The sequence below is a fragment of the Paenibacillus sp. GYB006 genome (assembly GCF_036577645.1).
Classification (GTDB): Bacteria; Bacillota; Bacilli; order Paenibacillales; family Paenibacillaceae; genus Paenibacillus.
In genome coordinates this window covers 166,870-181,499 of record NZ_JARBDA010000005.1, presented here as the reverse complement: position 1 = coordinate 181,499, position 14,630 = coordinate 166,870, and the positions used below count along the sequence as shown (strand labels likewise).

General features: G+C 45.0%; 8 protein-coding genes, 1 pseudogene and 1 other annotated feature. Of the genes and pseudogenes, 7 read left to right on the top strand and 2 right to left on the bottom strand.

All coding sequences use genetic code 11. The annotated features are described in order from the left end of the window. The first annotated feature begins 114 nt into the window (after positions 1-114). Both PV403_RS14225 and leuS read left to right on the top strand, forming a co-directional pair. Positions 115-1,809 carry a M3 family oligoendopeptidase gene (locus tag PV403_RS14225; protein WP_332085088.1) on the top strand — a complete coding sequence of 565 codons (1,695 nt, stop codon included), beginning with the start codon at positions 115-117 and terminating at the stop codon, positions 1,807-1,809. A 131-nt stretch (positions 1,810-1,940) separates the two neighbouring features. After that, positions 1,941-2,178 (top strand) — a binding site (T-box leader). Positions 2,179-2,296: 118 nt separating this feature from the next. Then, the gene (gene leuS, locus PV403_RS14220) at positions 2,297-4,735 is read left to right on the top strand and encodes a leucine--tRNA ligase (RefSeq protein ID WP_213530189.1); all 2,439 of its coding nucleotides are present in this window, start codon (positions 2,297-2,299) and stop codon (positions 4,733-4,735) included. Here the strand turns inward: leuS and comER are convergent. After that, a pseudogene (comER, locus tag PV403_RS14215) lies at positions 4,716-5,579 on the bottom strand (late competence protein ComER); the annotation flags it as partial. The gene leuS and the pseudogene comER sit on opposite strands and share 20 nt — an antisense overlap. Before the next feature lie 117 nt (positions 5,580-5,696). On the opposite strand from comER, the gene PV403_RS14210 reads away from it, so the two are divergent. The 3 genes from PV403_RS14210 (at position 5,697) to PV403_RS14200 (ending at position 9,864) form a co-directional block, all read left to right on the top strand. Continuing rightward, positions 5,697-6,281 (top strand): ComEA family DNA-binding protein, encoded by a 585-nt coding sequence (locus tag PV403_RS14210; protein WP_249716846.1) that lies wholly within the window; start codon positions 5,697-5,699, stop codon positions 6,279-6,281. Positions 6,282-6,362: 81 nt separating this feature from the next. Beyond that, complete coding sequence (locus tag PV403_RS14205) at positions 6,363-6,881, top strand: deoxycytidylate deaminase (RefSeq protein ID WP_332085087.1); 519 nt, start codon at positions 6,363-6,365, stop codon at positions 6,879-6,881. A 121-nt stretch (positions 6,882-7,002) separates the two neighbouring features. Then, entirely contained in the window at positions 7,003-9,864 is a 2,862-nt protein-coding gene (locus tag PV403_RS14200; RefSeq protein WP_332085086.1) for a ComEC/Rec2 family competence protein, read from the top strand. Positions 9,865-9,946: 82 nt separating this feature from the next. Here the strand turns inward: PV403_RS14200 and PV403_RS14195 are convergent, their stop codons facing one another. Beyond that, positions 9,947-10,858 (bottom strand): SDR family oxidoreductase, encoded by a 912-nt coding sequence (locus PV403_RS14195; RefSeq protein WP_332085085.1) that lies wholly within the window; start codon positions 10,856-10,858, stop codon positions 9,947-9,949. A 117-nt stretch (positions 10,859-10,975) separates the two neighbouring features. Between PV403_RS14195 and PV403_RS14190 the strand changes: the two genes are divergently transcribed. Both PV403_RS14190 and PV403_RS14185 read left to right on the top strand, forming a co-directional pair. Next, entirely contained in the window at positions 10,976-11,953 is a 978-nt protein-coding gene (locus PV403_RS14190; protein WP_332085084.1) for a helix-turn-helix transcriptional regulator, read from the top strand. A gap of 55 nt (positions 11,954-12,008) precedes the next feature. Next, positions 12,009-14,630: an exo-rhamnogalacturonan lyase family protein gene (locus PV403_RS14185; protein ID WP_332085083.1), complete on the top strand. Its 2,622-nt coding sequence runs from the start codon at positions 12,009-12,011 to the stop codon at positions 14,628-14,630.

The following is a 14,630-nucleotide window of genomic DNA, read 5'->3' as shown; positions in this document are numbered from 1 at the left end:
GAAGGATGCTTTTTTTTAACCATAATTCAATTATATGATAACTACACATAGAACCGAGAAATCATTTAGGATATAATGGATAGAAAATGGGAATTAAGGGCAGGTGTTTAGTAAATGAAATTTAGTGAATATGCTTATGAACGGCCGAATGTGGCACGTTTTGAAGAAGAGTTTAATGGGCTGCTCGCCACGTTCCGTGAAGCAAAAAATGCAGATGAACAGGAAGCAGCTATGGTGGCGATCAACAAACTGCGCGGGGCTTTATCCACACAGGAAACGCTGGTGTCCATTCGCCATTCCGTAGATACCAATGACGAATTTTATAAGGCGGAGCAAGATTTTTTCGATGAAACATCGCCTATGTTCCAGAAATATTCGACTGAATTTTACGAAGCGCTTGTGAGTTCCCCTTTTAGAGCTGAGCTGGAGAAAAAATACGGTAAACAGTTATTTCAGATCGCAGAGCTTACGATCAAAACATTTAGTCCGGACATTATCGGTGACTTGCAACAAGAGAATAAACTGACGACGGAATACTCGAAACTGATTGCTTCGGCTAAGATTTTATTTGAAGGGGAAGAACGTACCTTATCGCAGCTTGCTCCTTTCATGCGGTCTACAGATCGAAACATGCGTAAACGTGCGGAAGAAGCACGCACTGCTTTTTTGAGCGAACATGAAGAGCAGCTTGACCGGATTTACGATGAACTGGTGAAGGTAAGAACCAAGATGGCGAAGAAACTTGGATTTCCGAGCTTTGTGGAGATGGGTTATGCCAGAATGAATCGAACGGACTATAACGCTGATATGGTGTCGAGCTTCCGTAAACAAGTGCTAGAGGAGATTGTTCCGGTAGCTACGAAGCTAAAAGAGCGTCAACGCGAGCGTGTCGGGGTAGATGAGCTCTATTATTACGACGAGAATATCGTATTCCCATCAGGAAATGCAGCGCCAAAGGGAAATCCGGAATGGATTGTTCAAAACGGCAAAAAAATGTACGACGAACTAGCCCCGGAAATGAGCGAGTTTTTCAATTACATGCTGGACCATGAACTGATGGATCTGGTTAGCAAAAAGGGGAAACAGAGCGGAGGTTACTGTACCTTTATTTATGATTACAAGTCTCCTTTTATTTTCTCCAATTTCAATGGGACTTCAGATGATATTGATGTCCTCACGCACGAAGCAGGCCATGCATTTCAGGTGTACCAAAGCCGAAATTACGAAGTGCCTGAATATTTATTTCCTACATATGAAGCGGCTGAAATTCATTCCATGAGTATGGAGTTCTTAACCTGGCCGTGGATGAATCTCTTCTTTGAAAATGAAGTGGAAAAGTATAAATTTGATCATTTGTCGAGTGCTCTTCTATTTATTCCTTATGGTGTTTCCGTGGATGAATTCCAGCATTATGTCTACAGTAATCCAGATGCAACTCCGGCAGAGCGTAAACAAGCTTGGCGTGAGATTGAGCGTAAATATCTGCCGCATCGTAATTACGAGAGCAACCTCTATTTCGATCAAGGTGGTTTCTGGCAAAAACAAGCTCACATTTACCAATCTCCATTCTATTATATCGATTACACACTGGCTCAAATCTGTGCATTCCAGTTCTGGAAGCAGTCCAGAGAGGATTATCAAGCAGCTTGGACGAATTATTTGCACTTGTGCAAATTAGGAGGAAGTTTATCCTTTACCAAACTGGTGGAAGAGGCAGGTCTTATTTCTCCGTTTAAAGACGGGTGTGTAACTTCTGTAATTACGAGTATTGAAGAATATCTTAATTCTATAGATGACAAAGCCCTATAAATTGAGAGGATCAGCAGGATCTCTTTCTACTGGCTATTTTCTTCTTAAAAACAAAAGGTATGACAGGAGTTTACAGCGTTATTTGACTTTATCTGTTACAGTCTTGTATAATGATTGCGATTAAACTTAAAATGTTTTCGATGAAGAGGAATAGTAATAGAACCTATGCATAACAGAGAGCCAGCGGGTGGTGCAAGCTGGTTGCCATGGTTGTATGAACTCGCCTTGGAGATATGAGGTCAGGCTATATTTATAGGGTAAGCCTCATCGGTTCACCACCGTTACAGGGTGCTTAAGGGAGTGGACAGCGAAGCACGTATGTCCGCTAACTAGGGTGGTACCACGGGAATCTAACCTCTCGTCCCTAGCGATGACACGCTATGGGATGCGGAGGTTTTTTTGTTGGTCCGTGATACGTTTTGGCATGGTATGACATGCTCAAGGCGTGATCCGGTTCTAACGTTTCATATGACGAGGAGGATGGACATTGAGTCAGAAAGAACAGCCGAAGCACGGCTATCAACCGCAATCCATTGAGCCGAAATGGCAACAATATTGGGATGCTAACAAAACATTTAAAACAGGGGAAGAGGCAGATAAACCGAAGTTTTATGCCCTTGATATGTTCCCTTATCCTTCAGGAGCAGGTCTCCATGTAGGACATCCAGAAGGATATACAGCGACTGATATCGTATCTCGCTACAAAAGAATGCGCGGATATAATGTTCTTCATCCGATGGGTTGGGATGCTTTTGGACTTCCGGCAGAACAGCATGCGATTGATACAGGAGAACATCCGCGTGATATAACGGTGAAGAATGTAAATAACTTCCGCCGTCAGATTAAATCACTTGGATTTTCATATGACTGGGATCGTGAGATCAGCACGACAGATCCTGACTACTACAAGTGGACACAGTGGATCTTTATCCAGCTGTACAAACGTGGTCTTGCTTATGTATCTGAAGTTCCGGTGAACTGGTGTGAAGAGCTTGGAACGGTTCTTGCAAACGAAGAAGTAATTGATGGGAAAAGTGAACGTGGAGGCTTCCCTGTCGTACGTAAACCAATGCGTCAATGGGTACTGAAAATTACTGAATACGCAGACCGTCTTCTTGATGATCTGGATGAACTGGACTGGGCAGAGAGCATTAAAGATATGCAGCGTAACTGGATCGGACGCTCCAAAGGTGCGGAAGTGACGTTTGAGCTCGAAGGACATGAAGAACAGCTGAAAGTATTTACGACACGCCCAGACACGCTGTTCGGTGCAACTTATGCAGTTCTTGCTCCTGAACACGAACTGGTGGAGAAGATCACGAAACCGGAGCAACAGGCTGCGGTGAAAGCATATCAAGATCAAGCGGCACGTAAGAGTGACCTTGAGCGTACGGATCTTGCGAAAGAAAAAACAGGTGTATTTACTGGCGCGTATGCGATCAATCCAATCAGCGGTGCAAAAGTGCCGGTATGGATTGCGGATTATGTCCTTGCTGGTTACGGAACAGGTGCGATTATGGCAGTGCCTGCACATGATTCTCGTGACTGGGAATTTGCAAAACAATTTGGTCTTGAAATCATTGAAGTGGTATCGGGCGGAGATGTGGAAAAAGAAGCCTACACGGGTGATGGCCCACACGTAAATTCCGGTATGCTGGATGGTCTTGAGAATGAAGAAGCTATTGCCAAAGCAATCGCATGGCTTGAGGAGAATGGAAAAGGCGAAGGAAAAGTAACGTATAGACTTCGTGACTGGCTCTTCAGCCGTCAGCGTTATTGGGGTGAACCTATTCCAATTCTGCATCTGGAAGACGGTACGATGAAAACTGTACCTGAAAGTGAACTTCCGCTTGTGCTTCCAGAGATGGATGAGATCAAACCGTCCGGTACGGGCGAATCCCCGCTTGCAAATGCAACGGACTGGGTAAACACAATCGATCCAGAAACAGGAATGAAGGCGCGCCGTGAGACCAATACCATGCCGCAATGGGCTGGAAGCTGCTGGTATTACCTGCGCTTTATTGATCCGCACAATGATAAGGAACTGGTATCCAAAGAAAAACAACGTGAATGGTTGCCAGTTGACTTGTACATTGGCGGAGCAGAACATGCGGTACTTCACTTGCTCTATGCACGTTTCTGGCATAAAGTTCTGTATGATCTAGGCATCGTTGATACGAAAGAACCATTCCATAAACTCGTAAACCAAGGAATGATTCTTGGAACCAATAATGAGAAAATGAGTAAGTCCCGCGGCAACGTAATTAATCCAGATGAGATTGTGGATAAATACGGTGCAGATACGCTGCGGATTTACGAAATGTTTATGGGGCCGCTTGAGGCAACCAAACCTTGGAACGAGAATGGCGTAGAAGGAGCTTATCGTTTCCTAGCACGTGTGTGGCGTTTGTTTATTAATGAAGATGGTACGCTTAATGAGAAAATTGGCGATGGCGGAGATGACGATTTCAAACGTACATGGCACAAAACAATTAAGAAAGTTACCGATGATCTCGAGCATCTACGCTTTAATACAGCGATCAGTCAGCTGATGATCTTCACTAATGATGCGTACAAAGCAGACCGTCTGCCACGCGAAGCAATGGAGAACTTTGTACAGATGCTTGCTCCTCTTGCTCCGCATATCGCAGAAGAGTTGTGGTCACGTCTTGGTCACGAAGAGAGCATCAGCTATGTATCCTGGCCGCAGTATGATGAGGCACTAACCGTTGATGCAGAAGTAGAAATCGTAATTCAAATTAACGGTAAAATCGTACAGCGCGCAAGCGTTGCAGCTGATCTTGATGCAAAAGGTCTTGAAGCGTTCAGCTTAGAGATTCCTGCAATTAAGGAAGCACTAGAAGGCAAAACCATCCGTAAGGTGATTGCAGTACCAGGCAAACTGGTTAATATTGTTGCCGGTTAATCTCACCTGCACCAAATTCAGCATCTAGCGCTTCCAGGTCTTTTTCGTACTTCGCGTGCGTGACCTGAATGAGCTGATCAAATACACCCGCGAGGCTTGAATCAAGCAGGTTCAAGGCTTTGGCGGTTATACCGCCGGGTACGGCAACACGTTCTTGGAGCTGTGACGGAGTCACAGCTCCTTCTGCTAGTAATTTTCCTGTACCAAGCAGCATTTCACTCGCAAGACGAGTAGCTTCATCTGAAGTGATTCCCGTCTTGCGAACTGCTGCATCAATCCATTGTTCCAGAAAAAAGGCAACAAAGGCAGGTCCACAGCTGCTAAAATCAGAGCTGATTCGGGTATAGGTTTCTTCCACGCGTATCGGTCTGCTAATGTAGCTGAATAGCATCTCAACCCGTTTTTTGTCTTCATCATTCATTCGATTTCCATGAATACATAAGGAAGCGCCGCTGCCGGTTAAGTGAGTAATACTCGGAATGATTTTCGTGATTTTACATGGTAAGACGGATTCCAAGTGTCTGATTTGAACAGGACTCGTAATTGAGATAATGATCTGATCAGGAGTAACGACGGGTTTAATATATTCGATGACTTCTTTAAATTCATGCGGTTTGATACACAGAAATACAATGTTGCTTCTTTCGACGGTTTCACGATTGGTTTCTGCTGGATAAAGACCTGGATGCTGAGAAGCTAAGTTTACGACTTTTTCACGGGTTCGATTGCTTGCAGTAATTTGATACGCGTCAAGTGCTCCGGAAGCAAGGAAGGCGTTAATGAGTAAACTTCCCATGCTGCCGGTTCCTATAAATCCGACCTTCAACATCTTGAGGTTCCCCCTTTCTTGCTTTACGGTACTGGCGCGGGCACGTTCTTCTTAATGTATGCATCAAGACTTGGACGACATGACGATAAGTTTTACCTAAGGATGATAATCGTTTGGGAGGTTTTGAATACGGTGAAGAAAGCGACAGTGCTGTTAACGATTGGGGCTTTCCTTGGGAGTGGTTTAATCTTGTTCGGAGGAAAGAGTGACCCGGCGCCTGCGGAATGGACTGCTATTAATGACAGGGCAGCTATATCGGTGAGTGATACGACAGCAGTGACACAGCAGGAGGAGAGCCCAGCAGTTTCGGATAAAACTACTTTACCGGAAATACAGCCGGCAGTTCCTACTGTAGAGAAAGAGATAGAAAAAGAAATAGAAAAAGTAGAAATTGATAAGACAGGACCTAATGAAGTTGATGCAAAACCGACGCAAGAGGAAACAGTAAAGCCTGCCGAGACTACTTCTATAGAAGAACAAGGTACTCAGAGTCAGAGCGCTCCATCTTCAGCCAATACAGATGGCAGAATAGCCGTAAATACAGCATCACGTGAAGAATTGATGAATCTACCTGGTATTGGTGAGAAGAAAGCACAAGCAATTATTGATTATCGTACAGAACACGGCTCCTTTACCAAACCGAGTGACCTGACCAAGGTCAAGGGGATCGGGATGAAGATGCTTGAGAAAATGTCACCCTATGTTGTGATAGATTAGAGTATTATTTTATCGAGACTTTCTGAATGCTTACATTGCAAACATTTAAACAAACTTAGAGGTAAGGAGAAGTGGAGAAGGATGAATACGGGGGTAAGAAAAGACTGGGATACGTACTTCATGGATATTGCTTATATGGTATCTACTCGTTCCCGGTGTTCGCGCAGACATGTAGGTGCAGTTCTCGTTCAGGGGAAGAAGCTGCTTGGAACCGCATATAATGGAGCGCCTATGGGTGTGCCGGACTGTTTGGAAGCAGGATGTATGATTTCGGAAGAGTACGAATTAATCGTTAAAGACGGCAAGGAAGAAATGATCAAGAAACAGCGCTGTGTGCGCACGATTCATGCAGAGCAAAATTTGCTGCTGTTTACTGATCGTGCGGACCGGGAAGGTTCAAGTGTTTATGTTACAGATGAACCTTGCTGGACTTGCGCCAATATGCTCGCGAACAGCGGAATCGTTGAGATTGTATACCACCGGCCATATCCGAAAGATACATCAAAAGTGCGTCAAATGATGGAGCAAAAAGGGATTACCTTCCGTTCACTTAACACGTATGAACCTCCAAAAGAGACAATAATGACCGTGCTTGATTAGAGATATAAGATCAACAATAGAATACGAAGATTGAAAATAATAAGGAAGAACCTTATGAAGAACAGTGTCAAAGCTGGCTCTTTATAGGGTTCTTCTTTTCTTTTTGGGGAGGAAAAGGACTTTGAAAGGGAGGCCGCTTGCCTTATTTTGTGTGTGCTGGATTATGGGGAGTTCGGCAGCTTATCTCTATAATGGATGGTCCCTGATAAGGATACTCCTCGGAGTCTTATTGCTGCTTGGTATATTCCTCTATTTGCAACGAATACAAGGAGTATATTCGCTAGTTTTGCTGATGGCTGTTCTTGTGTCTTCTTGTTATATGGAGTGGACAGAAATACGTAACGTGAGCAAACTGCCGACCACGCTTAACGTGATACCTGCTGAAGTAGCCGGGATGTCCGTAGAGGTGGAGGGGACCATTGCCTCTAAGGTCAAAGTCGACGGAGACCGGGCACAATTTGTACTTTCACTTCAGGGTGTCCGCCCGCTAGGCTCCGGTGATGAGAAAGTGGAAGATACATTCTCTGAAATTAATGAGAAGGTGCAAGTTCAGATTAAGCTGCTGGAAGAAAGAGAACAAGAGACAGCAGAAGGATGGAAACGAGGGGATCAGATCCAATTTACAGGTACCTTGGAAATCCCGGGGACGGCGAGGAATTTTGGGAGTTTTGATTATGGACAGTATTTACAGCGTCTTCATATTCATTGGCTGCTCAAAGGAAAGGGTGCAGAAGGAATTACCCATGAGCCTCTTGAAACGTGGTTTAGTAAGTATATCGTGCTCCGACTGAGTGATTCAGCGCGAAAAGAACTAGGAAGCCAAATGGAATCTATGTTTGAGGAACCTCATGCCGGATACATGAAAGGTCTTGTTATCGGTATTGGTGATGAGATTCATGCAGATACGTACGGGGATTTTTCAAAACTCGGGTTAACCCATATTCTCGCGATATCTGGAATGCATGTAGCAATTTATGTTTCGGGACTACTGTTATTGTTATCTCTTCTTCGGCTCAGTAAGGAGACGGCACTTGTTGTGACTTTTATGCTGATCCCGTTTTATGTGTTGTTGTCGGGTTCATCTCCCTCTGTAGTGAGAGCAGGTATAATGTCGATGATGGGGCTGTATATGACGAGGCAGGGTCTGATGAAAGATGGGCTCAATATTCTTTGCCTCACTGCTCTTATCATGTTGTGGGTGGATCCGTATATGCTGGTAAATGTCAGTTTTCAGCTCTCTTTTTTGGTGACAGCGGGTCTTATGATCTTTGTTCCGCTGCTTCAGCCTCACTTTGATGCTTGGCCTAAGTGGCTGTCGGGAACAGCTGTCATCACCATTGCGGCACAGCTATTATCTTTTCCGATGACGGTGTTTTATTTTAATCAGTTTTCCCTTTTATCATTTGGTGCCAATTTCCTGCTTGTCAGTTTTATTAGTTTTCTTATTCTCCCGCTCGGCGCACTTGTGCTGTTGCTTGTTTACATATGGGAACCTGCAGTGAAACCGATCGTATGGGTCGTCTCTTGGCTGAATCAACTAACCTTTGATTTTGTAACCTGGCTAAATACCTTTGATCAGTTTGTGCTTATTTGGGCTAAACCTCACTTTATAATCGTCCTGAGTTATTATTTATTGCTATACTACCTCTTCCAACTGCTTAAGGAATGGAAAATAAGCAAACAGCCGCTCCCTTTGAGTTCAGAGGATACGGTTCCGCTCACGCCAATGTTGCAATCGGTACAGCCGGATGTAAAGAGGATGAGTCATACTTTTTCTTTTGCCAATGGATTTGATCCGGTTCTGACTAACGAGAAAAAACAAGGTTTACTTAGCGGTGCCACCCGTATGCAACAGGTATATCAAGCCGTACAGATTTCATCCGCTTGGCCGGAGCTGGAAAGTCTATTTTCAGTCCAAGGCGCAGGATATTATGCACGGGAACCTTTTACTTTTGTAAAGAGAATCACGGTGATTATCTTATCTATTGTTTTGTTAGCAGGTCTAACGATTAGTTATCAAGGTCCCTATCGCAAGGGGGAAGGAACGGTTGCATTTATTGATGTGGGGCAAGGAGATAGTATGCTGATCACTACGCCAACAGGCAAGCATATTCTTGTTGATGGTGGAGGCACCATTCAGTTTGGACAGCAGGCGAGCTGGAAACAGCGAAGAGATCCATATGAAGTAGGCAAATCACTACTCGTGCCACTGCTTAAAAAGCGAGGAGTTCATAAACTCGATGCGGTCATTCTAAGCCATGCGGATCAGGATCATTCGGGAGGACTGCAAGCTGTATTTGAAAATATACCCGTGTCTAAGTTCATAAGTAATGGGACGATAACGGATAAACCTTTTTATCAAGAACTTATACATACGGTATTGGAACAAAAAGTGACGATGTATGAAGTTTACGACGGAATGGAGTATCGCCCTGATGCGGAGACCACCCTTTCTTTTATCGCTCCTGAGGAGAAGATCCTTCATACATCTTCAGACGATACGGGAGAAATATCCGCACTGCCTGTTCTCGAAGAGCAAAACCATGTGTCTGTTGTATTTTTGATGAAGATGGAGGGGGTATCTTTTCTGTTTACAGGCGATGTAGACAGCGCTGCGGAACTTGATATTTTGGATAGAATAAAAAACTCAGCTGACGAAAGTCGCTCCAACAGCAATAGTAATAGCAGTATTAGCAGCAATAACAGCAACAACAGCAAAACAGTTCCGATCGATGTACTAAAAGTTGCTCATCATGGGAGCAAATCTTCAACGACGGAAGAATGGCTGAATTACTTTCAGCCTCGTCTTTCCGTTATTTCGGCAGGAGTAAATAATACGTATGGTCATCCCCACCCGATTGTCACAGAGAGGTTGGAAGACCACAGAAGTGAAATCTTCAGGACAGATACCATGGGAGAGATTCAGATTCGGGTACGGGATGGGGAGATCCGGACGAGAAGTATTTTAGGTAATGAGAAATAGGACAAGTATTCAGAAGCCCCGGTACGAGGTCATTTTTCGGCCGGGGTTCCTTCTTTCTAAGTATGAATAGATTGCATTAAGATTAACGATACCCTTCAGCGTTTGCCGGTTTTCCCGCTTCTTGTACTTCTTGTAGATAGCGGAAGCAGTCTGGCTGTGATCCATCTATATCTGTAAAATGGTATCTCTTTGCCAGCTCTCCGCTGGAACAGGAGCTGCCGTTTAGTTCATGTTTGTTTTCATCCATCGCTACCGCGGCAACCGCTCGTCCAATATAACGCGGAGATTCAGAGATGATGAAATGAGGGTCTTTTTTCGTGCCATCTCTCCAGTTCTCCTCGGTGACACCAAATACTTCAAGCATGATTTCTGAACGCATCCAGCCTGGTGTAATAGCAAGAGCTGTACATTCATGAGGTGCGAGTTCGTGAGCAAGCGATTTTGCCATTCGAATGACAGAATGCTTTGTCAGATCATAAAATAGGGACAATCGGTAGCGATGTTCATTATAATCGGCCGTCCCATCGGTGATTTCTACCACAAGCCCGCCCTTATTTTGAATAAGCAATTTCAAGGCATAGTGACTTGTAATTAAGTGTGTTTCTACCCCAAGACGAAGCATTCGTAAGCCTTTATCTAAAGAGTGCTGCCACACGGGTGTATCCCACTCCGTCAAGTATTCTCCGCCCCATATATCGTTTACCAGGATATCAAGTTTTCCTTGTTCTTTTTCTATTTTCTCTATTAAAGATGCGACTTGTTCGGGGACTAAATGATCCACTTGAACCGGAATACCAATCCCCCCAAGTTCAGTTACTAATTCCGCAGTCTCTTCAATCGTTTCCGGACGTCCATATTCTGAAATCTGCTTTCTGGTTGTTCGACCCGTTACATATACGGTTGCTCCCGCCGCACCTAATTCCATGGCAATTCCTCGACCTGCTCCGCGGGTTCCACCTGCAATGAGTGCAACTTTTCCCTCTAATGGTTTCATATAGCCTCAGCTCCTATTCGGTATTGAGTATAGTATACTCATGAATGTAGACATCTATTGTCATATTAAGAAGAGAAGAGATTATTTCTTTTATATAAAAAGTAAGGGTGATATACGGTGCGGGCAGATCGATTGATTCGAATTCTATTGTTATTACAGAACCAAGAGAGATTGACTACGAAAGAATTGGCCCAACAATTGGAAGTGACAGAACGGACGATACATCGGGATATGGAAGCTTTAAGTGTGGCAGGGATTCCTGTTGTAGCTAGGCGGGGAAAGTATGGAGGCTGGCAGCTGATGGAGAATTATCGAACTCGTCTTACGGGGTTGAAAAAAGAAGAAATCATGTCTCTATTTCTATCTCCTTCTGAGCAGCTTCTAAAGGATCTCGGCTATTTACAAGAATGGACAGAAGCTAGGGAAAAACTCATCGCCAGTATTCCAAAGAATCTGCACAGTGAGGTGAAAGATGTTACGAATCGGCTGCATATTGACTCTAGCGCTTGGCGTCCCTCTATAGAAGTGATTCAAGTGTTTGAGTTACTGCATCAAGCGGTATGGGATCAACATAAAATAAAGATCGAATATGAACGGGCTGATGGAACAGTGGTTACACGCATTGTGGAACCTTTAGGTCTAGTAGCCAAAGGGAATACGTGGTATGTAGTTGCCGCTTCCGAAGGAGAAATAAGAAACTATAGAGCATCCAGGGTCATCTCTGCTGAAAAGCTGGACGAGCCGTTTGAAAGACCAGATGGTTTTCAGTTAGCTAGTTACTGGCAAGAATCAAAACAGCAATTCATTCGTAGTTTGCCGAGTTATGAAGCTCAAGTGGAAGTTTCTCCTGATATTCTAGCAAGACTCAAGTTTGCAGGACGGTTTGTAAAAATAGCAGATCTGAAGAAACAAGAGGGATCATGGATTTCGGTTAAGCTAAACTTCGATACCGAAGAGGAAGCAAAGTCATTTATTTTAGGATTTGGTAATCAGATTCGAGTTACTCAGCCCCTCCAGCTAAAAGAACAAGTAATTCAGATGGCGAGGTCTATTATTGATTTTTATAATCAGGACGGTGTTCATCCTGAAGAGTAAAAGGATAGTGGAACTAGAATAGTGAATTAAAGAGAGAGAAAGGAGGCGAGCATGATTGAATTCACAAAAATCCGTTAGTCTTCGTTGGTTGAAGGAGCCGGCGAAGATGCCTGTCGGCGTGACATGGGGAATTCCATGGAGGGAAGGCGAGCTTACCCGGGAAGAGCCAATATCGCTCCGGGACAGTAAAGGGATCGAGGTGCCGGTGCAAAGCTGGGCAACGGCCTATTGGCCGGATCGCAGCGTCAAATGGACTGCACATGCAGCTGTAGTGGGAACCGGCAGTGAAACGGAAGGAAGCAGCAACTATACGATTGCCAAGGGCGAGACTACTGAATCAGCTCATAAGATTACCGTGGAAGAGACGGATACTTCCTTCGTCATCGATACGGGTGTCATCAAATGCGCGGTTGCTAGGCAAGGTTCCGCTCTAATTCAGTCCATTACCCGCAGCGGGATTGAACTATGCAGTCATGGGGAGCTAGTCTGCATCAAGGAATTGATATCACCGGAAGATGCAGGCGTGAGGGTTGTCCGTGAAGAGAAGTTTCATAGCGTTATCAGTAAAACCGTCGTGGAACAGGATGGTCCCATCCGGGCTGTCGTCAAACTGGATGGCAAGCATCGCAGCACATCAGGGGATCTTGAATGGCTCCCCTTTACGATTCGTCTTTATTTCTATGCTGGGCAGGAAACGATTCGTATCGTTCATACATTGCTTTATGATGGAGATCCCAATGAAGACTACATCAAAGGAGTGGGTATTGCTTTTTCCGTTCCAATGAGAGGACCGTTATATAACCGCCATGTCCGGTTTGCAGGCGACAGCGGTTATTTCAGCGAATCACCTAAGACGCTGCATACACGGCGTACCCAAGGGAAATATCGTGAACGGTTTGAAAAACAAACGAAGGGTGAAAATGTGTATTTTCAGCCTGATGAGGATGCTTATTTTATAGGTTTACTGCATGACTCTGCTACATGGGATGATTTTAAGCTTGTGCAAGACAGTGCCGAACATTATAGGATCTCGAAGCGGACAAAAGAGGAGTGTTGCTGGCTAAAGGCAGTAGACGGGCGGCATTCCGGCGGACTCGGCTTTATTGGGAGTGAAGGCGGTGGAATTGCAGCAGGCCTGCGGAATTTTTGGCAAAAGTGCCCGTCAGGACTTGAACTTACTCATACGTCACGGGACCAGGCTTCTTTTACCATATGGTTTTGGTCACCCGATGCACCCGCTATGGATCTGCGTCATTATGATACAGAAACACATGTTGAATCTTCCTATGAAGGGGCTGAAGAGCTAAGAGCAACGCCTTATGGAATTGGTAATACGAGTGAGTTGATGTTGTGGTGTGTATCTGAAACACCTGGAACAGAGATGCTGGAAAAGATGACGGCTGAACTGGAGTCTCCTTCGCTGCTTGTATGTGAGCCTGCCTATTTGCATGAAGTGCGTGCTTTCGGTATATGGAGTCTTCCTGATCGAAGCTCCCCATCAAAAGCTTATTTGGAGGATCAACTGGATGGTGTTGCAGCGTTCTATCAGCGGGAAGTCCAGCAGCGGGGTTGGTATGGATTTTGGGATTATGGGGATTTCATGCACAGCTACGATCCTGTCCGCCATGTATGGAATTACGATCTGGGAGGGTGTGCCTGGCAGAATACGGAGCTTGTGCCGAATATGTGGCTGTGGGTTCTCTTTCTGCGTTCCGGAAGAGAAGATCTGTTTCGTCTTGCCGAAGCGATGACTAGGCATACAAGCGAGGTCGATGTTTATCATTTTGGGGAGTATGCGGGTCTTGGTTCTCGTCATAACGTGGTCCACTGGGGATGTGGCTGCAAGGAAGCACGCATTGGGATGGCGGGACTCCACCGGTATTACTATTATTTGACGGCGGATGAACGGATTGGTGATATCATGGACGAAGTGAAGGATTCAGATTATACAACGGTCCATCTCGACCCAATGCGTGCTTATTTTCCGAAGGACGAGCATCCAACACATATCCGGGTGGGCCCGGATTGGGCGGCATTCAGTTCCAACTGGATGACGAGATGGGAGCGTTATGAGGATACCGCTTATCGAGACAAAATCATTACTGGCATTGATAGCATCAAAGCAGCAAGGTACGGTCTGATCTCTGGACCCACTTACGGATACGATCCGAACACGGGCCGGTTAACACCGATGGGCGATGACAATTGGGGTCGCCATTTGATGATTTGTATGGGAGCACCGCAGGTGTGGTTCGAATTGGCTGACTTGCTGAAAGATCCGATTTGGGAACAAATGATGGCTGAATTTGGAGTTTACTACAATTTGTCACAGGAACAGAAAGATACCATCACCTTTGGTGAGGTTAGTACGAATCGTTTTGCACATCCCGTTCTTAGCATTGCGATGGCTGCTTTTGGTGCGTACTATAAGCAGGACAGGTCCACCGCGGAGCAAGCATGGTCCATTTTGCTGGACAACTCCTATGCCCGTGTTCAACTGCAGGATGAAGCAGTGCAGGCTGTGCATGTTGGGCCGCTTGAAGAAATCGATTGGATTAACACGAACGAAGCCGCTCAGTGGTCACTCAACACGATAATTAGTCTAGCCCTTATAGCGGAGCATTTACCGGAAATACCCCGAATTGAAAAGGAAGATCATCCCGTGCTTAAGGAGTGA

What these genes read in the sequence shown, in the direction of transcription:
- PV403_RS14225 (WP_332085088.1), top strand. Translation starts at nt 115, where the DNA reads ATGAAATTTAGTGAATATGCTTATGAACGGCCGAATGTGGCACGTTTT.
- PV403_RS14205 (WP_332085087.1), top strand. Translation starts at nt 6,363, where the DNA reads ATGAATACGGGGGTAAGAAAAGACTGGGATACGTACTTCATGGATATT.
- PV403_RS14195 (WP_332085085.1), bottom strand. Translation starts at nt 10,858, where the DNA reads ATGAAACCATTAGAGGGAAAAGTTGCACTCATTGCAGGTGGAACCCGC.